At 63.1% G+C, this 18,651-nt stretch carries 19 protein-coding genes and 3 pseudogenes; 9 read left to right on the top strand and 13 right to left on the bottom strand.

Annotated features, from left to right (window positions below):
- Positions 1-13: 13 nt before the first annotated feature.
- The 10 genes and pseudogenes from arsB to NCT32_RS26855 form a co-directional block, all read right to left on the bottom strand.
- Positions 14-1,084, bottom strand: coding sequence for an ACR3 family arsenite efflux transporter (arsB, locus tag NCT32_RS26895; protein ID WP_061118607.1), 1,071 nt, complete (start codon positions 1,082-1,084; stop codon positions 14-16).
- 23 nt (positions 1,085-1,107) lie between these two features.
- Complete coding sequence (locus NCT32_RS26890; protein ID WP_409241444.1) at positions 1,108-1,371, bottom strand: hypothetical protein; 264 nt, start codon at positions 1,369-1,371, stop codon at positions 1,108-1,110.
- Positions 1,345-1,419 (bottom strand): annotated as a pseudogene (locus NCT32_RS37665) (arsenate reductase ArsC); the annotation flags it as partial. The pseudogene NCT32_RS37665 and the gene NCT32_RS26890, both read right to left, overlap by 27 nt.
- Positions 1,420-1,447: 28 nt before the next feature.
- Positions 1,448-1,930 carry an ArsI/CadI family heavy metal resistance metalloenzyme gene (locus NCT32_RS26885; protein ID WP_061118605.1) on the bottom strand — a complete coding sequence of 161 codons (483 nt, stop codon included), beginning with the start codon at positions 1,928-1,930 and terminating at the stop codon, positions 1,448-1,450.
- On the bottom strand, positions 1,927-2,262 hold the full coding sequence (locus NCT32_RS26880; protein WP_061118604.1) for a helix-turn-helix transcriptional regulator: 336 nt from the start codon (positions 2,260-2,262) through the stop codon (positions 1,927-1,929). Before NCT32_RS26880 ends, NCT32_RS26885 begins: the two co-directional genes overlap by 4 nt.
- Positions 2,263-2,528: 266 nt before the next feature.
- Positions 2,529-2,939, bottom strand: coding sequence for a response regulator (locus NCT32_RS26875; protein WP_086961132.1), 411 nt, complete (start codon positions 2,937-2,939; stop codon positions 2,529-2,531).
- A gap of 233 nt (positions 2,940-3,172) precedes the next feature.
- Positions 3,173-4,486 (bottom strand): MFS transporter, encoded by a 1,314-nt coding sequence (locus tag NCT32_RS26870; RefSeq protein WP_061118601.1) that lies wholly within the window; start codon positions 4,484-4,486, stop codon positions 3,173-3,175.
- Complete coding sequence (locus NCT32_RS26865) at positions 4,483-5,025, bottom strand: GAF domain-containing protein (protein ID WP_061118600.1); 543 nt, start codon at positions 5,023-5,025, stop codon at positions 4,483-4,485. The genes NCT32_RS26870 and NCT32_RS26865 overlap by 4 nt, the downstream gene beginning before the upstream one ends.
- Before the next feature lie 23 nt (positions 5,026-5,048).
- The gene (locus NCT32_RS26860; RefSeq protein ID WP_061118599.1) at positions 5,049-6,458 is read right to left on the bottom strand and encodes an MFS transporter; all 1,410 of its coding nucleotides are present in this window, start codon (positions 6,456-6,458) and stop codon (positions 5,049-5,051) included.
- 27 nt (positions 6,459-6,485) lie between these two features.
- Positions 6,486-8,270: a gamma-glutamyltransferase family protein gene (locus tag NCT32_RS26855; protein ID WP_061118598.1), complete on the bottom strand. Its 1,785-nt coding sequence runs from the start codon at positions 8,268-8,270 to the stop codon at positions 6,486-6,488.
- 183 nt (positions 8,271-8,453) lie between these two features.
- Between NCT32_RS26855 and NCT32_RS26850 the strand changes: the two genes are divergently transcribed.
- Both NCT32_RS26850 and NCT32_RS26845 read left to right on the top strand, forming a co-directional pair.
- A complete protein-coding gene (locus NCT32_RS26850) occupies positions 8,454-9,110 on the top strand; it encodes a FadR/GntR family transcriptional regulator (RefSeq protein ID WP_061118597.1) in 657 nt (218 codons plus the stop codon).
- Between the two features lie 303 nt (positions 9,111-9,413).
- The gene (locus tag NCT32_RS26845; RefSeq protein WP_409241543.1) at positions 9,414-9,626 is read left to right on the top strand and encodes an integrase core domain-containing protein; all 213 of its coding nucleotides are present in this window, start codon (positions 9,414-9,416) and stop codon (positions 9,624-9,626) included.
- A 191-nt stretch (positions 9,627-9,817) separates the two neighbouring features.
- Here the strand turns inward: NCT32_RS26845 and NCT32_RS37660 are convergent.
- Both NCT32_RS37660 and NCT32_RS26840 read right to left on the bottom strand, forming a co-directional pair.
- Positions 9,818-9,920: pseudogene (locus NCT32_RS37660) on the bottom strand (transposase); the annotation flags it as partial.
- Between the two features lie 50 nt (positions 9,921-9,970).
- Entirely contained in the window at positions 9,971-10,879 is a 909-nt protein-coding gene (locus NCT32_RS26840; protein ID WP_061118595.1) for a LysR substrate-binding domain-containing protein, read from the bottom strand.
- A gap of 149 nt (positions 10,880-11,028) precedes the next feature.
- Between NCT32_RS26840 and NCT32_RS26835 the strand changes: the two genes are divergently transcribed.
- From NCT32_RS26835 to NCT32_RS26805, 7 genes are all read left to right on the top strand, one after another.
- Complete coding sequence (locus tag NCT32_RS26835) at positions 11,029-12,354, top strand: FAD-binding oxidoreductase (protein WP_061118594.1); 1,326 nt, start codon at positions 11,029-11,031, stop codon at positions 12,352-12,354.
- Positions 12,355-12,406: 52 nt separating this feature from the next.
- On the top strand, positions 12,407-13,132 hold the full coding sequence (locus tag NCT32_RS26830; RefSeq protein WP_061118593.1) for an amino acid ABC transporter ATP-binding protein: 726 nt from the start codon (positions 12,407-12,409) through the stop codon (positions 13,130-13,132).
- A gap of 33 nt (positions 13,133-13,165) precedes the next feature.
- Positions 13,166-13,978, top strand: a complete 813-nt coding sequence (locus NCT32_RS26825) for an ABC transporter substrate-binding protein (protein WP_061118592.1) — start codon at positions 13,166-13,168, stop codon at positions 13,976-13,978.
- Between the two features lie 54 nt (positions 13,979-14,032).
- A complete protein-coding gene (locus NCT32_RS26820) occupies positions 14,033-14,830 on the top strand; it encodes an amino acid ABC transporter permease (protein WP_061118591.1) in 798 nt (265 codons plus the stop codon).
- Positions 14,831-14,853: 23 nt separating this feature from the next.
- On the top strand, positions 14,854-16,194 hold the full coding sequence (locus NCT32_RS26815; RefSeq protein ID WP_061118590.1) for an FAD-binding oxidoreductase: 1,341 nt from the start codon (positions 14,854-14,856) through the stop codon (positions 16,192-16,194).
- A gap of 18 nt (positions 16,195-16,212) precedes the next feature.
- Positions 16,213-16,908 (top strand): SDR family NAD(P)-dependent oxidoreductase, encoded by a 696-nt coding sequence (locus NCT32_RS26810; RefSeq protein ID WP_250490638.1) that lies wholly within the window; start codon positions 16,213-16,215, stop codon positions 16,906-16,908.
- Positions 16,909-17,510: 602 nt separating this feature from the next.
- Positions 17,511-17,768 carry a hypothetical protein gene (locus NCT32_RS26805; RefSeq protein WP_143756346.1) on the top strand — a complete coding sequence of 86 codons (258 nt, stop codon included), beginning with the start codon at positions 17,511-17,513 and terminating at the stop codon, positions 17,766-17,768.
- A 75-nt stretch (positions 17,769-17,843) separates the two neighbouring features.
- On the opposite strand, the pseudogene NCT32_RS26800 reads toward NCT32_RS26805, so the two are convergent.
- Positions 17,844-18,481 (bottom strand): annotated as a pseudogene (locus NCT32_RS26800) (DNA-methyltransferase); the annotation flags it as partial.
- Between the last annotated feature and the right edge of the window lie 170 nt (positions 18,482-18,651).

Genomic DNA, 18,651 nt, shown 5'->3' with positions numbered 1-18,651 from the left:
GTTTCCAAAGCCTTCAGGCGGACTCGTACCAGTTCTTCGAACGATTGACGATGCGTACGACGAGCAGCATGACCGGCACCTCGATCAGCACGCCCACGACGGTCGCGAGCGCAGCGCCGGAGTTGAACCCGAACAGGCCGATTGCCGTGGCAACGGCCAGTTCGAAGAAGTTCGACGCGCCGATCAGGGCAGACGGGCAGGCAATGTTGTGCTTCTCGCCGACCGCGCGATTAAGCCAGTACGCGAGCGCCGAATTGAAGAACACCTGGATCAGGATCGGCACGGCGAGCAGCACGATGACGAGTGGCTGCTTCAGGATGGCTTCGCCCTGGAAAGCGAACAGCAGCACCAGCGTCGCGAGCAGCGCCGTGATCGACCAGGGACCGATCTTCGCCATTGCTGCGTCAAACGCGGCTTCTCCCTGGACGAGCAGCGCTTTGCGCAGGATCTGCGCGAGAATCACCGGAATGACGATGTAGAGCGCGACCGAGGTGAGCAGCGTCGCCCAGGGCACCGTAATCGCGGAAATGCCGAGCAGCAGGCCCACGAGCGGCGCAAACGCGACCACCATGATGCTGTCGTTGAGCGCGACCTGCGAGAGCGTGAAGAGCGGGTCGCCGCCGGTGAGACGACTCCACACGAACACCATTGCCGTACAGGGCGCGGCCGCCAGCAGGATGAGGCCGGCCACATAGCTGTCGAGCTGCGCTGCGGGCAGCATCGGCGCCAACAGGTGCTTGATGAACAGCCAGGCGAGGAACGCCATCGTAAAAGGCTTGACCAGCCAGTTCACGAAGAGCGTGACGCCGATGCCCCGGATGTGCTGACGCACTTCATGCAGCGAACCGAAATCGACCTTGACCAGCATGGGGATGATCATCACCCAGATCAGCAGCCCGACCGGGAGGTTGACCTGCGCGTACTCCATCCGGCCAATTGCCTGAAAGACGCCGGGCATGACCTGGCCGAGCAGGATGCCTGCGAGAATGCACAGTGCGACCCAGACGGTCAGGTACCGCTCGAAGAAGCTGATGGCTGGCTTCGATGCGGTCCTGCGCGAAGCGGCGACGTTGGGCGTGTTCATGAGACGACTCGATGGAGATGGGTTCAGCTTTGCAGGATGTCATTGAGCGCCTGCTGAAGCTCGGCATCGCCCAGACGGTCCAGGGGAAGTTCAAGCAACTGCAGCATGCGATAGCCGATCGCCTGGCGGGTCAGCTCGAACGCCTGACGCTTGACGTCATCGCCGCCCGGTGCGTTCGACCCGTCGGCATCGCCCCGATGCACCCTGACCGGACTACCCGGCCAGAACGCACATGCTTCGGCGGCGGCGCTGTCGCAGTAGTGATTCAGCATGGCATCGCCGAGCACGCTGCGCGCCGAGTTGTGCGTGCACAGGATCGATACGTTGGTTGTCATACGCTCGTCATTGAATTGCGCGTCGGACTCAGCAGCATGACGAGGATTTGACCGGAACACCGACCGACTTGCCCGACGTCGGAGCGCAGCACGCTGCGACTTCAGAAGCAGGTGCACCTTTCGGCGAATTGCGTGACTCGCCGAATACCGGAATGTCGTTCAGCGTGTGATACGACTCCCATGCGATGCCTTGCGGATCGACGGTCCAGTACTTGTTCGAGTTGGCATAGCAGCAGACGGTATCCGTCTGGGTGTCGACCGGCAACGCGGCGCCTTGGAGTCGATCGTGCATCTCGGCCAGTTCGGCCTCGTTTTCGACCTGCACGCCCAGATGGTCAACGCCCGGCGTGGCTTCGCGTTGCGAGATCGCGAAATTGACGCGCGGGTCGTCGAGCATCCACTTCGCGTAATCGCTCTTGATGACCGTCGGTTCAGCCGCGAACAACGCCGAGTAGAAACGGATGCTCGCTGTGAGATCGGTGACGGCGACGTGCACATGAAAGCGCTTCATGACTGCTTCTCCCGAGAGGGAGAACATGCCGATGCTGGCGAACAGGGGTTGCCGCCACAGCAGTTCTCGGTGAGATAGGCCAGCAGGCCGTTCATCGTTTCGAAGTTGGCGCAGTAGTAGATGAACCGGCCTTCCTGACGGCTGGTGACGAGCTGCGCGCGAGACAGTTCCTTCAGGTGGAAGGACAGCGACGACGGCGCGACATCCAGCAGCGTGGCGATCTGGCCTGCGGGCATGCCTTCGGGGCCCGCCTGTACCAGGGCGCGAAAGACTGCGAGCCGCGACTCATGCGCGAGCGCCGCCAGCGCGGCAATGGTTTCATTCGTTTCCATGATTCGATAATAGTCGAAATATGAAACTAATGACAAGACCTATTCGGTCGACCGGACGTCCTGGCAGATCTCGGCTCTTCGCAATCCGGCAGTGCACACCAGACTAGAGAGGGGCGCGAGAACTAGAACCATCCCTGTTGCTGCGCGTAGAGGGTTCTCGGCGCGTTGCTATCTCATGCCCGGCAGCGCCGGGCCTGATCGCAAGCAAATGCTTCTATCCCCGGTTGTTGCCGCTGCGAAGCCCGTTGCGATTTGCGGAGCGCGCGCTATCGCGCTTCGACGACTTTGGAGGGTTCAGGGGCGGTCGTCACGCGGTCAAGGCCGGCAGCAAGCCGCCATTCCTCGAGCACGCGCTCGAGCAAGTCGTAGGTGACCGGCTTGCGTACATAACCATCGAACGAGGGAAAGTCGTCATCGCCGAGATCGGTCTTGCCCGTCACGGCAATCATGTACGCTCCCTGCGAAGCGCCCTCGGCCCTCAACCCGTCGCAAACGTGTCTTCCATCACCGTCCGGAAGGTCAACATCGGCAAGAATGACGTCGAAGTCGCGATCATGAGCGAACGTGCGAGCTGCGGCGCAGTTGTGTGCGATCGCTACGCCATGGCCCATCCGTGCGATAAGTGCCGCGAGCCCGTTCGCGAAATCTTGATCGTCGTCCAGGATAAGGATCTGCATGGCGCTTCTCCATAGTTTCAAGCGGGTACCGTTGCCCGCAATGGACGCCTATGCAAGGAAGGTGCCAGCCGATGGCAGCCTCATGCCGTCTCGAAGAGTCCCGCGCGCAAGTAGTGAGTCGCTTGTATTCTGTTCCCAGGACGCCGCCGAAATTTCCATGCGCAATGAGCGAAGGCGCTCGGCCAGGCGACGGCTTCACGACGTTCCGGTATCGCATGCCCGAAACGGGAACATCAACGCGGCGTCAACGCTTGCGCTGCGCCTTGATCGGAATTCGCGTTGCGCGCGGGCGTCGCTGGGCCGGGATCTCCCGGTTCCGGTGCGCTCGTGTCATAGAGGCGGTCGGGAATGAAAAACGCGCAGATGCCGCTCAGGAAGAACACTGCGCTGACCAGCAGAAAGCTCACACCGAACGAAAATTGCGTGGCGATATAGCCGATCACGACCGGCGCCGCACCGGAGCAGAAGCGACCCACGTTATATGAACCGCCGACGGCCGTGCCGCGAATGCGCGTGGCGAAGCTCTCGGACATGAACGCACCCATCGTTCCCAGTGGCACGCCGTAGAGAAAGCCGAAAAACAGCATTAGCCAGACGATATTCTCGCGTGTGTGAAGAAAGACGATGACCGGCAGAAACAAGGCCGCGCCAATGCAGCCGAGCACATACACGCCGCGCCGGCTCCACAGATCGCCGACCCAGCCCGCGACGATCTTGCCCACGAATGCGACGACGTACGTGCCGATCATATAGCCCGCCATCGAGCCGAAGCGCACGTGCAGTTCTTTCTCCAGATAGGTCGGCAGCCAGTTGTTCAGCCCGTAGAAGCCCGAAAGCGCAAACACGGAGGCGAGCGCCCACAGAATGAACATCTTGCGTGCCTCGCGATCCGAGAAGATCAGGTAATAGCGGTTTTCGCGCCATGCGCGACGCACGCGCGGGGCGCTTTGCCGCATCGCCACGCTTGCGCGCCAGCCGGGCGGTTCGGGCACGAACAAGTGAATCGCCAGCGCCAGCACGACGGGAATCGTCGCGACGTAAAAGAGCATGCGCCAGCCGTAGAGCGGCAAGATCCAGTTGGCGAGCGAGATCACGACGATATAGCCCGCCGATACGCCCGTCTGCAACATACCGAGAATCAGCGAGCGCCGCTCGGTCGGTACGTATTCGGCGACGAGCGTGCTCACGAGGACCATGCAGCCGATTCCGAGCGAACTGATGAAGCGCACGAGGGCGAACTGCGCGAACGTATGCGTGAGTCCGAGCAGGCCCGCGCCGAGCGAGAAGAGCGCGAGCGCCCACACCACCACTCGCACGCGCCCGAGCGCATCGCTCGCCCATCCGCCGAGACTGCCGCCCACCGCCATCCCGACGAGCGTGAGGCTACCCAGGGCGCCGGCCTCGACGTTGGTGAGGCCGAATTCGCTTTTGATGCGCGTGAGCGTGAGGCCGTACATCATGACGTCGGCGCCGTCGACGAGCAGTGCGAGATAGCCGAGCGCGAACACCATCAGCCAGCGCCCGGTTTCAGGAGAGGCGCGATTCATGGGCGCGGTGCCTCGTCGGCGTATATTGGCATGCGGGAGACGAGCGCGGGCGCGAGAAACGAGCCGAGCAGCACGCCCGTGTCTTCGTGCTCGCGCTTGTACCAGTGCTCGACGTGCGTGAGATTCATCGTGCCGATGCATTCGCCGTCATAGGCGATCGGGATGTTGAGGATCGAGCCCAGGCCCATGTTCGCCATTGTCATGTGGTCGTCGAACGCGCGGCGGATGTCGTGTGCGGTCTCGCCGCGGAACGGCCGCAAATCATGGAGGATTTGCGTCGCCCACGCGGTGCCGCGCTTCTTCTTGCGGCCCCCGGCCGGATAGACCTCGGGCATGTTGGTGAAGACGCGCTCCACCTCGTGATTGCGCGCGTCGTAAGCCATGATGGTGAAAAGCCGGAAGCCGATCGTCTCGGCGGCGACTGCGGCGAGCGCGTCGAAGAGCGTCGCGGGCTGGGTGGGCTCGCGCATCGCGCGTGCGAGCCGTTGCAGGTCGTTCAGTGTCAGTGGGCGCGTCGTATCTGCTTCTGTGTCCCGCATGATGTCGTTATCGGTGTAGGCGCTCAGCCGCGCAGATTGGTGGAGGCAAGACGGTCGCGCGCATCGTCCTCGATCGCGCCGTTGATTTCGATGTCTTCGAGCGAGCGATTGCGCGTCTCGATGCCGAGGAAGAACACGACGCACGCGCCCGCAAGCAGCACGGCGGTCGTCATCGCGAAAACACCGAAGAAGCCGAACGACGGATACACGATGCCGACGAGAATCGGAGCGCTCACCGAGCCGATGCGCCCGAACGAGGACGACGATCCCGTGCCTGTCGTGCGCACCGCGGTCGGGAAAATTTCCGGCGTGTACGCGTAGACGCCCGCGAATGCGCCGTTCATGAAGAACGACAGGCAGATGCCCGCCGCCATGATCTGCATGCCGGTATGCGACAGCGACAGCATGATCGCCGCGATGCCGCCGAGCGTCATGTACGAGGCCACCACGCCCTTGCGCCCGATCTTCTCGTTGAGCCACGCCGCCGAGAAATAGCCCGGAATCTGCGCGCCGTAGATGGCAATGGAGAAGCCGAAGCTCTTCGTGATCGTGAGCCCTTCCTTGACGAGCAGGCTCGGGATCCATGAGAAGAACGAGTAGTACGCGAAGGCGACGGCGAACCACATCAGCCAGCTCACGGCTGTCGTGCCCGCGAGGCGCTTGGACCACAGCGTCTTCACGTTTTGCCAGGCGCTTCCGCTGCCCTTTGCGGCGGCCGGAATCGCGCCCACGACAAACAGCGGTGCGAGCGCGATGCCGCGTTGCGCATACCACGCCTCGATGTCGTCGACGATGCTGCCGGCCTCGGCGACGCGGCCCTGGCTTTCCATCCAGCGCGGCGATTCGGGCAGCGTGCGCCGCCACCACAGGAGCATGACGACGGGCAGGGCTGTAATGACCGCGAGATAGCGCCAGCCGTCCGGAAAATTGCGCACGACGGTATAGCCGAGAATCGACGAGCTCAGATATCCGAACGACATGAAGCCCACCAACGCGCCGCAAAACATGCCGCGATAACGGCGCGGCACGAATTCGGCGAGAAACGGCGCGATCACGACGGTTTCGGCACCTGAACCGAAACCCGCGACGATGCGCAACACAAAGAACGTGTGCCAGTCGTTGGCGGTGGCGCTCGCAAGCGACGCGACGCAATAGATCGCGAGCGCGCTCATCATGATGCGGCGCCGGCCGATGATGTCCGCGAGCACGCCCGACAGGAACGCGCCGAAGAAATAGCCGATATACGTGCTGCTCGCGACGAGCCCGGTCTGCGCGCTCGTCAGGCTCCACAGCTTGCTGACGACCGGAAGCAGGAAGGCGAGCGACGACGAATCGAGGCCGTCGAACATATAGCCGAGTCCCCCGATGATCAGCAGCTTGCGATGAAAGCCGGATAGCGGCAGCCGTTCGAGGCGGGCGGCGACAGCGGACATGATCGATGTTCTCCGATGGATGCTGCGTCAGCGCCCGATGGCGTAAGCCTGCATCTGCCGCGGCGTGGCGGCTCCGCGCATCAGGCCATGACGGATCCCCACGGCGCACACGCGCCCGAGCGACCAGGGTTCGGCGACCGTGAGTTCGTGGCCGCGCGCGCGCAGTTCATCGAGCGTAGCTTGCGCAAAGGTGCCTTCCGCCGACATCTTGCCGAGCTGAATGTCGCGCGGATAGAACGAGCCGGGGAAGTGTGTGGTCTGGAATGAGGGCGAATCCACGGCGGCTTGCAGGTTCAGGCCGAAGTGCACGTGCCGTAACAGCAGTTGCAGCGACCATTGATCCTGCTGATCGCCGCCCGGTGTGCCGAGCGCGGCATACGGCTTGCCGTCGCGCGTGACGAGCGTCGGCGAGAGCGTCGTGCGCGGACGGCGTCCCGGCCCGAGCGACGAGGGCAGTCCTTCTTCCATCCAGAACATCTGGCCGCGCGTCGTCACATTGAAGCCCAGTCCGGGCACCGCAGGCGATGCCTGCAACCAGCCGCCCGACGGCGTTGCCGATACCATGTTGCCCCAGCGGTCGACGACATCGAGATGTACCGTGTCGCCCCGCAACTCGGGCAGTGGCGCGAAAGTGGGTTCGCCCTGACCGAAACCGCCGGGTTGCTGGCGGCCCGCGTTGGCCAGGATTTTTGCGGCGCGCGCCGCGCTGTCGAGCAGATTGCCCGGACGGAACTCGAATGATGCGCGACGCGGGTCGATCTGCTGGCGGCGCGCGTCGTTGTAGGCGTCGCTCAGAAGCGTGTCCATCGGCACGTCGGAGAAATTCGGGTCGCCGTAGAAGACGTCCCGGTCGGCGAACGCGAGCTTCGCGCATTCAATGACCGTGTGGACGAAGTCGGGCCCCAGCGGGCCCATGCTCGCGAGATCGAAGCCCTTCAGCAAGGCGAGCTGCTGCAGAAACATCGGACCCTGGCCCCAAGGTCCCGTCTTGTGGACCATGAAGCCTTCGTATTCGTACGAGACGGCGTCTTCGTACGTCGCTTCCCAGCTCGCGAGATCCGATGCATCCAGCAGGCCGCGATTGCGCTGGCCCGATGTATCCAGCACGTCCGTCGAGCGAAAGTACTGATCGATCGCGTCCGCGACGAAACCGCGGTAGAAGGCAAGGCGCGCGCGTTCGCACTGCTCCGCGCGGTCGCCGCGCGTTTTCGCCTCGCGCAGAATGCGCTTGTAGGTTTCCGCAATGGCCGGATTTGCGAAAAGATGATTGGGACGCGGCGCTTCGCCGTCGCGCAGCCATTGCTCGGCGGACGTGCGCCATTCGCGCTTGAAGAAATCCTGAATCGCGAGAATCGACGACGCCATGCGCGGCAGCACGGGATAGCCGTGCTCCGCATAGCCGATGGCATAGCTCAGCACGTCTTCCAGCGGCAACTGCCCGTAGTCGCGCAGCAAAGTCATCCAGCCGCCGAATGCGCCCGGCACGACGGCGGGCAACAAACCGGTGCCTGGCATCACCGTGAGGCCCAGGTCCTTCATGCGATCGATGGTCATGGCAGCGGGCGTCACGCCCTGGCCGCACAGCACGCGCACGCGGTCGTCCTTCGCGCTGTAAAACACGGCGGGCAACTCGCCACCGGGCCCGTTCAGATGTGGCTCGACGATCTGCAGCACGAAGCCGGCGGCCGCGGCCGCGTCGAACGCGTTGCCGCCTTTTTCGAGGACCGCCATCGCGGACGCGCTGGCTAGCCAGTGCGTCGACGCCACCATGCCGAAAGTGCCGATCAGTTCGGGTCGTGTCGTGAAACTCATTACTGTTGTCCCTATCTCGAACCATTGGTTATTGGTCCAGACTGCATCGATGCCTACGACTTCGTGTGAAATCGAAAGCTGTTCGCGTAGGGTATGCGAACAGAAAAAGTAAAGCAATCCATCGCGGTGCCGCCGGCAATCTGCTACATTGAACCAATGTTTATTGGTTCAATGTAGCAGACCATGGAAAATCCCACGCTTGAGAGCCTGCTCGACTATGTCGCGCAACACAATCTGAAGGATGGCGATGCGTTGCCGTCGGAGCGCAGCCTCGCCGAGGCGCTCGGCGTGAGCCGGCGCGATCTGCGCGGGGCGCTGGCATCGCTGGAAGCGGCGGGGCGAGTCTGGCGCGGTGTCGGGCGCGGCACGTATTTAGGCGCGCGTCCGCTGAAGTTTTCGGCGTCGTTCAGCAGTCTGCGCGCGGGGTCGAGCCCGGCGGACATCGCGGAGATGCGGCTCGTGCTCGAACCGGCGTTCGTGGAGCTGGCGACGAGCAAGGCGAGCCCGGACGATCTCGCGGAGCTGGAGAAATGCGCACGGCGCAACGCCATGGCCAAGGACGACGACGAGTGGCAGCAGTGGGATCATCGCTTTCATTTGCTCATTGCACAGGCCACGCGCAATCCGGCGATCATCGCGCTGATGGAGGTCGTGAACGGCATGCGCATGAAGCCGACCGCGCGCGAAAAAACCGCTGATCAGGAAACGCGGCGGCATTTCGCGGAGCAGCATCAGGCTGTCGTGAAAGCGATGATCGAGCGCGACGGCGCGACCGCCGCTGCGCGCATGCGCGACCATCTGCTGAACGTGCAATGGCGGATACCGTCTCATCGAGGGTGAGCGTGCTGGCAGCCCCCGGATCATGGGTCGGATCAAGCGGCCGATTCAGCTCCACTGGGCGCGGCAGCCGCTGCGTGGCGCCCGATGCGCGCACGAAGCCGAACCGGACGTGCTGATCGCCGGAACGACCGTCCTGATGGCAGGCGCAATTTGCAAATAACGGCAGCTAGACAACTGAAGGTCGCTCGAAGCCGACCTGATACGTCGTCAACCGCGGAGTTTTGCGCCTTCTGCCGTTTATCTGCTTCATGTCTCCGACATGGCCACGAAGATGCGCGCGTCGATGCGGGCTGAATTAACCATTTGCAAAAGCACAAGAAACCCTGGCGCATCGGGGGCGTTCATATAAATCAAGGTGAGTTGCCGAGCCGCTTGCAGTCGGTCAGCCTTGCCCGGCGCTCCATCGGCGACTACATCCAGCTGTACAACCGGAAACGGCCACATTCGAGCCTGGCGGATCAGACGCCGGATGAGGCATACTTCGCGACGCTGCCTGTCATCAATTCGGCAGCATGATTGCCTCGGACGTTCCAGCCTTTCCTAACCAAAACTGAGTGGACCGGGGCGAAGCAGCTCCGGTGACGCACCGTATTTAGCCTCGATCCATAGCCTGGCAGCATCGATATTGCTACCAAAACCTGTTATTTGACAGGATAGGTTGCAGCTTTATATGCATACATGGACTCCCGCCTATGAGCAAGATTGTGCCGGTCATCTCGCCGCCCGACGAAGCGCATCACCGCTCGCGCTCCCCGAACGAGAAGGGTGCGGAGATAGGTGTCGCCGTGTTTTTGTAATACGACCCAGCTTTGAAGAGTGCTCCTCATGTGTGGCCTACGCAACCGGCGAAAACGACTGACTTATCTCACCGTATGCGCGCCCGGCTTAAACGCGGCCATCTCTTCATGGACGAGTTCGAGAAATTCGCCGGCCACCGGACTGCCTCGCGGCGTCTGCGGATAAAGGGTGAAGCCGCGAAACCATATCTCCGGCGCGAACGGCCGGAACACGATGCGCGCCGGATCGGTACCCACCGTCGCGAGCGGATTGACGATGCCCACGCCCGCGCCGCGCGTCACGAGCGCGCAGATGGTCGCGCCATACGGCGTCTCGATGGCAGGCACCTGGTCCACCCCCGCCGGACGCAGCGCGCGGTCGAGCGCGGCGCGCGTATCGTCAGCATAGGAGGGCAGGATGAGCCGCTCGCCACGCAAGTCGGCCGCGCGAATCTGAGTGCGCGCAGCAAGCGCATGGCGCGCGGGCAACGCGCATAGCCCGGCCAGCTCATAGAGTTCCACGCTCGTCACGCCGAACGCATCTGGTGTGGTGGTCGCGAAGCCCACGTCGCAGTGTCCCGACGACACCCAACGCTGGATAGTGCTCTCGCTGCGCATTTCGAGCGATACCGCGACGCGCGGATGGGCGTCCCCGAAGCGCGCGATCACGGCCGGCAGAAATGACAGTGCGAGCACCGGCGCCGCCACGACGCGTAGCCGTCCACTGCCGAGCTCGAGAATCTCGCGCGCCGAATGCTGCAGCTTCTCGAGGCCGACGAAGCTGCGATCCACCTCGCGATAGAACGCGCTGCCTGCATCGGTGGCGTGAATGCGTCCGCCATTGCGCACGAACAGCGTCAATCCCGTCGTGGCTTCCAGTTCCGCGATCAACCGGCTGATGCTCGGTTGCGATGTGCCGAGTTCTTCGGCGGCGGCCGTCATCGAACCGCGTAGCATGACCAGCCGAAACGCCTCGACCTGCCTGAGATTCATCGCTTTCCCCGGGCGTGGGCCGTGGAGACACCGGCCGAAGCCGTCAGCTTGCCATATCAGAAATGAATGGAAGCCGTTTTTGGCGCTATTTGACCGGATGATTTGCGAGGACGACACTGGGCTCGAATCAAGCGAACAGGGTTGAGTCCATGCGTCCCGATGCGTTGCTGTTTCACGAAACCTTCCGCTGCACCCCGTACTGGTGGGATGCGGCACCGCCCGAGGCCGCGCCCGAGCCATTGCCGGCGAACGTGGACCTGGCGATTGTCGGCAGCGGATATTGCGGGCTATCGGCGGCGGCGGAGGCCGCGAAGCATGGCGCGCGCGTCGCGGTGCTGGATGCCGCCGAGATCGGCGCGGGCGGCAGCACGCGCAGCGGGGGCATGGTTTCTAGCGGCCAGAAGCTCGCGCTGACCAACGCCATTCGCGGCGCGTCCGCCGAACGTCTCACGCGTCTGATGCAGGAGTCGATGGCCAGCTTCGACTATCTCAAAGGCATCATCGCCGACGAATCGCTCGACGCAGACCTAAGTATCACCGGCCGCTTCTTCGGCGCCTATACGCCCGCGCATTTCCACGTCCTGCGTCGCCAAGGCCAGTTGTTGCGCGACAAGACCTGCGTCACGGTGCATGTGATCGAGCGCGATGCGCAGCGCGGCGTCATCGGTTCCGACTATTACTACGGCGGTATTCTCGTCGACGAATACGGCGGGCTGCATACCGCCAAATATCATCGAGCGCTGCGCGGTCTCGCACGTCGGCGCGGCGCGACGCTGCACTCGCACGCAGCGGTGCAGCGGATCGAACGCACGGGAAATGCACGCTTTCGCGTGCACACCGCGCGCGGCGCGTTCGATGCGCGGCAGGTCCTGGTAGCCACCAACGGCTATACCGGTCCGCTGCTGCCGTTCTTTTCGCGCCGCGTGTTGCCGGTCGCGAGTTATCAGATCGCCACCGAGCCGCTGCCCGAAGGTCTCATGAACGTGCTCAATCCGGGCCGCCGCATGATCAGCGATTCGAAGCGCAATCTCTTCTACACGCGCCCGTCGCCGGACGGCACGCGCATGATCTTCGGGTCGCGGCCCGCCATCCGCGAGATCGACGAACGCGAGGCCGCGCGTCGGCTGTACGCGAAGCTCGTGCAATTGTGGCCAGCGCTGCGTGATGTACGCGTCACGCATGCGTGGAAGGGCTTCGTCGCGATGACCGGGGACAGGCTCGCGCACATCGGCCAGCACGACGGCGTGCACTATGCGCTCGGCTGCAACGGCAATGGCGTCGCGCTGATGAGCTATCTCGGGCATCGCATCGGCAAACATATGGTCGGCGTCGAGCAGGATGTCGGTGCGTTCGGCGAGGGCGGTTTTCCTCTCGCAGGTGCGGGAATGGCCAGCACGTTCGCGGTGCCCGTCGGCAGTGCGCTGTACCGGATCGGCGATATGTGGCACGGCCGCGTGCGAGCAGCGCTTTCTTGAAGCGAAGACAAACCGAATCAATAAGGATGCCGAGGTATCTAAAGGATTCCCAATGATCGAGTTGAGCAAGGTTTCGAAATGGTATGGCGGCAATCGCGTATTGAACGACTGCACGGCGAACGTTGCGCGCGGTGAAGTGGTCGTGATTTGCGGACCGTCCGGCTCCGGCAAGTCCACGCTCATCAAGTCCGTGAACGGGCTGGAAACGGTGCAGAGCGGCCAGATCGTCGTGGACGGAATCGACGTGACGGCGGAGCGCGCGAATTTATCGCGGCTACGGGCGCGCGTCGGCATGGTGTTTCAGCATTTCGAACTCTTTCCTCATCTTTCGGTGCAGCGCAACCTGATGCTCGCGCAGATGAACGTGCTCGGCCGCGCCCGCGACGAAGCCGCTGAGCGCGCACGCTCGCTGTTGCGCCGCGTGGGCCTGACCGGTCACGAGGACAAATATCCGGCGCAATTGTCGGGCGGCCAGCAGCAGCGCGTGGCGATCGCGCGAGCGCTTTCGATGGACCCCGTCGCCATGCTGTTCGACGAGCCCACTTCCGCGCTCGATCCCGAGATGGTGAACGAAGTGCTCGATGTGATGACCACGCTCGCGCAGGACGGCATGACCATGCTGTGCGTCACGCACGAGATGGGCTTCGCGAAACGCGTGGCCGACCGCGTGTTGTTCATGGACCGCGGCGTCATCGTGGAAGACGATACGCGCGAAGCCTTCTTCGAGCGCCCGCGCTCCGAACGCGCGCGAGACTTCCTCTCGCGCATCCTGCATTGAACCAACCGCTGTCCAATCCAAGGGAGCCTCACCATGCGATTACTTCGCCTCGCACGCCACTTCGCCCTGGCCGCATCGTTCCTGGTCGGCGCGACGACTGCCGCCCACGCCGCCGATGATGTCGGCACATTGACGCCGGGCAAGATCGTCGCGGGTGTCGATGCGAACAACAAGCCGTACTCGTACATCGACAACGGCAAGATGACGGGCTTCGACGTGGAACTGGTGCGCGCCATCGCCGCGAAGCTGGGGCTCACGGCCGATTTCCGCGCGCAGGACTTCGCGGGTCTCTTACCGAGCGTGGCGAATCAGCAGGTCGATCTAGCTGCGGGCTCGATCTCGATCACCAAGGAGCGCCTCAAGATGGTCGATTTCTCGGAAGGCTATCTGACGGGTCTTCTGAGCGTCGGCACGCTGCCGGACAGCACGATCGGCGCGGACGTGGCATCGGTGAAGGACAAGCGCATCGGGGTGGTGCAGGGGACGATCGAAGACACGTATTCGCAGAGCTATCTGCCGGGCGCGCAGATCGTCCGCTTTCCGAATATCAACGCGGGCTTTCTTGCGCTGCGCAACAAGTATATCGCCGGCTACTTCATCGACAAAACCTTGCTTGAAGGCCTGCAAGGGAAGTATCCGGACCTGAAGTTGGCCGACAAGCTCGATATCTCGGCTTCGAATCTCCCCGCCGGTTTCCCTATCCGCAAGGGCAACGTGAAGCTCGAAGCGGCGGTCAACAAGGCCATCGGCGAACTGGTGGCGGACGGCACATGGCTCAAGCTATATCAGCAGTTCAATCCCGGCTATCCGAAGCCTGACCCGATGCCGCCGTATGCCATGAAGTAACCGTCCGCCATCGTTGCTTCTTCGCGAAGCGTTAAGCGCATGGAGAGAGTCCTCATGAATGCATTTCTGCAGAACTTCCTGGATTGGCCGCTGCTCGTCGAGTCGCTGCCGACGCTGATCGGCACGGGTCTCGTCAACACGCTGATCCTGTCGGTAATCTCGACTGCGCTCGGCATCGTGGCAGGCATGGCGCTAGCGCTCTGCGCCGTATCACATACGCGCTGGCTGACGTGGCCCGTGCGCGTCTTCGTGGATGTCTTTCGCGGGCTGCCCGCCGCGCTGGTCATCCTCGTGGTCGGGCAAGGGCTGGCGCCCGTCGGACTCTCGCTGTTCGGGCCGAATCCGTATCCGCTTGCGATCGTTGCGCTGGCGCTGGTGTCCTCGGCGTATATCGCGGAGATTTTCCGCTCCGGCATTCAGAGCGTCGGACGCGGACAGATGTCGGCGTGCCAGGCGCTCGGCATGACGTACTGGAGCGGCATGCGTCATGTGATCGTGCCGCAGGGCGTGCGGCGCATTCTGCCCGCGCTTGCCAATCAGTTCATCTCCATCGTCAAGGACTCGAGCCTCGTGTACTTCCTCGGGCTGCTCACTTCGCAGCGCGATCTGTTCACTATCGGGCAAAACGCGGCGGTCAATACGGCCAACCTGTCGCCGCTCGTCGCGGCAGGCGCCGTGTATCTGCTCATCACCGTGCCGCTCACGCACGCAATCAATCATCTGGACCGCTGGACCAATCGCTTCATCAATCCCGCAACGCGCCAGCAAAAGGCATCGCGCGCCGCGCGCAACGTGCGCGCCGAGGAAGCGCTGCAATCGCAGGCGGCGGCCGTGGCCGAGCGTCGTCCGTAACTCTCACTTCGACACAAGAAACCATGGGTCCTAAAGTCGACACCGTCGCCGACGATATCACGCTGCCCGAACGCGCCGATGTCGTTGTGATCGGCGGCGGCATCATCGGCGTATCAACGGCGCTTTCGCTCCACGAAAAAGGGCTGTCCGTCGCGCTTTGCGAGAAGGGGCACATCGCGGGCGAGCAGTCGAGCCGCAACTGGGGCTGGGTGCGTGTGACGAGGCGCGATCCCCGCGAACTTCTGCTCAGCATCGAAAGCCTCAAGATCTGGCGCACGCTCGACAGAACGCTTGGCATCGACACGGGCTTCAACCCGTGCGGCATCCTGTACGTATCGAACGATGATGCCGTGCTCGAACGTCACCGTGACTGGTTGAAGCGCGGTCGCGAGATAGCCGGCGACGATGCCTTCGACACGCGCGAAGTGGACACGCATGACGTCGCACGCCTGCTGCCCGGCGCGACGCAGACGTACAAGGGCGGCATCTTCACGCCGGGCGATGCGCGCGCCGAACCGCAAAAGGCCGCGCCCGCCATCGCCAACGCGCTGCGACGCAAAGGCGTCAGCATTCTCACGCCCTGCGCGGTGCGAGGCATTGAGACGAGCGGCGGCCGCGCGAGCGCGGTCGTCACCGAGCACGGGACGATCCGCTGCAATGCGGTCGTCGTGGCGGGCGGCGCATGGACGCGCTATTTCTGCGGCAATCTCGGCGTGGATCTGCCGCAGTTGCTCACGCGTGCATCCGTGCTGCGCACCGAACCGCTCGAAGGCGGTCCCACGTGCAGCGCCAATAACGAGGAATTCGCGTTTCGCAAGCGTGCGGATGGCGGCTACACGGTCGCGTATGGCTTGCGCACGCACGCCGATCTGACGCCGGATTCGTTCCGCCTCTTCTTCAAATACATCGAAGCATTGAAGAGCCAGATGGGCGCGCTGCAGATTCAGATCGGCAAGCGTTTCTTCGACGAACTGAAGCGGCCGCGCCGCTGGGCGCTCAACGAATCCACGGTTTTCGAGCACGTTCGCACGCTCGATCCGGACCCGGTGGTGCCTTACGTTGACAAGGGTCTAAAGGCCTTTACCGAAGCGTTTCCGCAGTTGTCGGGTGCGCGCATTGCACAGCGGTGGGCTGGTTATATCGACGTGACGCCGGACGCGATTCCCGTCATCTCCGGAGTGGCGCGCGTGCCGGGCATGTTCATCGGCACCGGATTCTCGGGACACGGCTTCGGTATCGGGCCGGGCGCGGGCAGGCTGATGGCGGACCTCGTCAACGGCGACGCACCGCTCGTCGATCCACACGCATTCCGTCTCGAGCGCTTCAGCGACGGATCGAAGATCACCATCGACGCGGGCTTTTGATACGCGAGAACCGACAGCATGGAGTTACATCTGGACAAGGTGGCGATGGTGTCGGGCGCGAGCCGCGGCATCGGACGTGAGATTGCTCTGGAACTGGCGAGGCGCGGTTACAGGCTGTCGCTCGGCCTGCGCGATACGCAAGCCTACGATGGCGTGCCGGACGCGTTCCTCCATCCCTACGAGGCGCGCGATCCCGAAGCCGCCCGCGCCTGGGTGGATGCGACGATTGCGCGCTTCGGCGGCATCAACGTGCTGGTGAGCAACGCGGGCATCTGCCGCATGATCGACTTCGATACCGGCACTGATGCGCACCTAAATGAGACCTTCGAGATCAATGTGAACGCGCCTTTCCGGCTCGTGCAGGCGGCGCTGCCGCATTTGCGCCGCGCGGGAGCCGGACGCTTCGTGCAGCTTGCGTCGCTCTCCGGCAAACGCGTGAAGAACCTGAACGTCGGTTATCAAATGTCGAAGCACGCGATGGTGGCGCTCACTCATGCCGTGCGCCGCGCGGGCTGGGATGATGGTGTGCGCGCGACCGCGGTGTGCCCGGGCTTCGTGAATACTGACATGGCCGCCGGCATCGCCGATATCGAACCGATGGCGATGACGCAGCCGCAAGACCTGGCGCTTCTGGTGGTGAATACCATCGAGTTGCCGAATACGACGAGCGTGGCGGAACTGCTCGTTAACTGCCAATATGAGGAGACGCTTTAGCGGACGCCTGCGCTTTCTCGAGCTAGGGCAAGGTCAGCTGTCGGGTGGCGAAGCCGGCATCGCATGCCGTTCGACACGGACCGCGGTGCGGATGAGCGATTGTGAGTTTGAATGGTCATGGATAGTCCTTCTGTACGCGACCGAGTCGTCTCGTTAAGCGCCGCAGGGTCACGGAGATCGTAATCGGCAATGGCGGCGTCGATGGTGGGAGTAGTCGGCCCTCTCTCTTGCGGTTGACGCACACGGCGCTTGCTCTTTCGAAATGTCGTTACGAAGAGCGGGCGCGATGGAACCTAATTTCATAACGGAGGCTTGGTTAGTCAACGAGCGAACAAACGGCGACTGGGTGCGGATTGCCGTCCGCGTTGGTGGTCGAGTGCAGTCCGGGACCATTACCTACGCGGCCTTGGCAGAATTAGCGCTCGCCGCGGGCAACACGAACGAGGATGCGATGGGCGCTGTGCTCCTACGCGTCGTACGGATTTTCGCGCGCATGAATCCGGGTGCCCTCGTTCCAGTCATTCGGGCACCTGTTATCTGGGAGTAAAAGCTCGTTTCAAGCTACCCGTAAAGTTTGTGAGGTCTTTGCCGAAAACCCGGGAATGAATAACGAACCATTTCAACGACTGGGTAACGACGATCCGCTCGGCGCGGAAGCGCGTTCTCTGGCGGCGAGCATCGAAGCTATCCGTCGGGCCCGTGGGAAAAGGAATCCCCGGGACTTTGCGGTTGACACGCCCGAGTGGGAAACCACCTGCGTCGAGTTCGTTCGTGATCTGCGTTGGGCGCTAGGCATGAGCGGTGACGATTTGACCGACGTGCCTTCCATTGAAAGCCAAGTCAGGCGTCTGTCTCGTTGAATAGCCGCAGCTAGTGCGTGGCGTCGAACGTCTCAGTTTGTCGAAGGAGCGCGCGGAAGGTAATGATGGTGCGTGTCATGCGTGCTCGAGCATCAGGCCAGGCTGCCGCAAGCGATCGCGCTGAAGCTGCTCGTATTCCGGATCCAGTTCCCATCCGATGAAGCGGCGGCCGAGGCGCTGTGCAACCTCGTCCGTCGTGCCGCTGCCGAAGGACGGATCGAACACGACATCGCTGGCGCGGGATCCTGCCAGGGTGCATGGCTCGACGAGTGCTTCAGGGAACGTTGCGAAGTGCGCGCCTTTATACGGCGTCGTCGCTACCGTCCAGGCGGAGCGCTTGTTCGCTCGGCCGCTTTCGCCTTTCCACTCGTTGCCGCTTTTCGTCCGGGACTCTTCGCGATCGTCGTCGCCGTACTTGTTGCCGCCGAAGCGCGGGCCAACGGCTTTCATGCTGCCGCTCGTCTTGCCGGGCAATCGGTCATTGCCTGCTCGATCTTCGATATTCGGCTGCGAGAGGCGCTCAATACCCGCCTCCGACAACGACTGAGCGATTGCCTCAGCATCGTAGTGATAGCGTTCGCGCTTCGTGAGCAAGAAGAGGTATTCATGCGCCTTCCTGTAGCGATCGGGCACCCTCTCGCGCTAGGGTCTTGCTTGTGCCACACAATGTCCTGCCGCAGATACCAGCCGGCATCCTGCATCGCGAAGGCGAGGTAGAGAGCGAGGCGGAGACTCGTGGTCGGAGCGCGGCGAAGGGAGGGCGAGCCATCCGGCTCAGTTCGGCCATCTCCGGACGTCAAGTCCGCCCCTTCACCGGGAATCAAGTGTCGGCTCCGCACCAGACAGCGGTCCTTCGTGCGCAGAACATTTCAGTCGCGCTTCC

It is taken from the genome of Caballeronia sp. INML2, from assembly GCF_023631365.1.
Classification (GTDB): domain Bacteria; phylum Pseudomonadota; class Gammaproteobacteria; order Burkholderiales; family Burkholderiaceae; genus Caballeronia; species Caballeronia turbans.
This window is presented reverse-complemented; position numbering and strand designations above follow the sequence as displayed.

Excerpts from the sequence above, each read along its gene's own strand:
- NCT32_RS26835 (WP_061118594.1), top strand. The coding sequence starts at position 11,029 with ATGCGTCCCGATGCGTTGCTGTTTCACGAAACCTTCCGCTGCACCCCG.
- NCT32_RS26855 (WP_061118598.1), bottom strand. The coding sequence starts at position 8,270 with ATGAGTTTCACGACACGACCCGAACTGATCGGCACTTTCGGCATGGTG.
- NCT32_RS26830 (WP_061118593.1), top strand. The coding sequence starts at position 12,407 with ATGATCGAGTTGAGCAAGGTTTCGAAATGGTATGGCGGCAATCGCGTA.
- NCT32_RS26840 (WP_061118595.1), bottom strand. The coding sequence starts at position 10,879 with ATGAATCTCAGGCAGGTCGAGGCGTTTCGGCTGGTCATGCTACGCGGT.
- arsB (WP_061118607.1), bottom strand. The coding sequence starts at position 1,084 with ATGAACACGCCCAACGTCGCCGCTTCGCGCAGGACCGCATCGAAGCCA.
- NCT32_RS26860 (WP_061118599.1), bottom strand. The coding sequence starts at position 6,458 with ATGTCCGCTGTCGCCGCCCGCCTCGAACGGCTGCCGCTATCCGGCTTT.
- NCT32_RS26820 (WP_061118591.1), top strand. The coding sequence starts at position 14,033 with ATGAATGCATTTCTGCAGAACTTCCTGGATTGGCCGCTGCTCGTCGAG.
- NCT32_RS26825 (WP_061118592.1), top strand. The coding sequence starts at position 13,166 with ATGCGATTACTTCGCCTCGCACGCCACTTCGCCCTGGCCGCATCGTTC.
- NCT32_RS26880 (WP_061118604.1), bottom strand. The coding sequence starts at position 2,262 with ATGGAAACGAATGAAACCATTGCCGCGCTGGCGGCGCTCGCGCATGAG.
- NCT32_RS26885 (WP_061118605.1), bottom strand. The coding sequence starts at position 1,930 with ATGAAGCGCTTTCATGTGCACGTCGCCGTCACCGATCTCACAGCGAGC.
- NCT32_RS26865 (WP_061118600.1), bottom strand. The coding sequence starts at position 5,025 with ATGCGGGACACAGAAGCAGATACGACGCGCCCACTGACACTGAACGAC.
- NCT32_RS26805 (WP_143756346.1), top strand. The coding sequence starts at position 17,511 with ATGAATAACGAACCATTTCAACGACTGGGTAACGACGATCCGCTCGGC.
- NCT32_RS26815 (WP_061118590.1), top strand. The coding sequence starts at position 14,854 with ATGGGTCCTAAAGTCGACACCGTCGCCGACGATATCACGCTGCCCGAA.
- NCT32_RS26850 (WP_061118597.1), top strand. The coding sequence starts at position 8,454 with ATGGAAAATCCCACGCTTGAGAGCCTGCTCGACTATGTCGCGCAACAC.
- NCT32_RS26875 (WP_086961132.1), bottom strand. The coding sequence starts at position 2,939 with ATGCAGATCCTTATCCTGGACGACGATCAAGATTTCGCGAACGGGCTC.
- NCT32_RS26870 (WP_061118601.1), bottom strand. The coding sequence starts at position 4,486 with ATGAATCGCGCCTCTCCTGAAACCGGGCGCTGGCTGATGGTGTTCGCG.
- NCT32_RS26810 (WP_250490638.1), top strand. The coding sequence starts at position 16,213 with ATGGAGTTACATCTGGACAAGGTGGCGATGGTGTCGGGCGCGAGCCGC.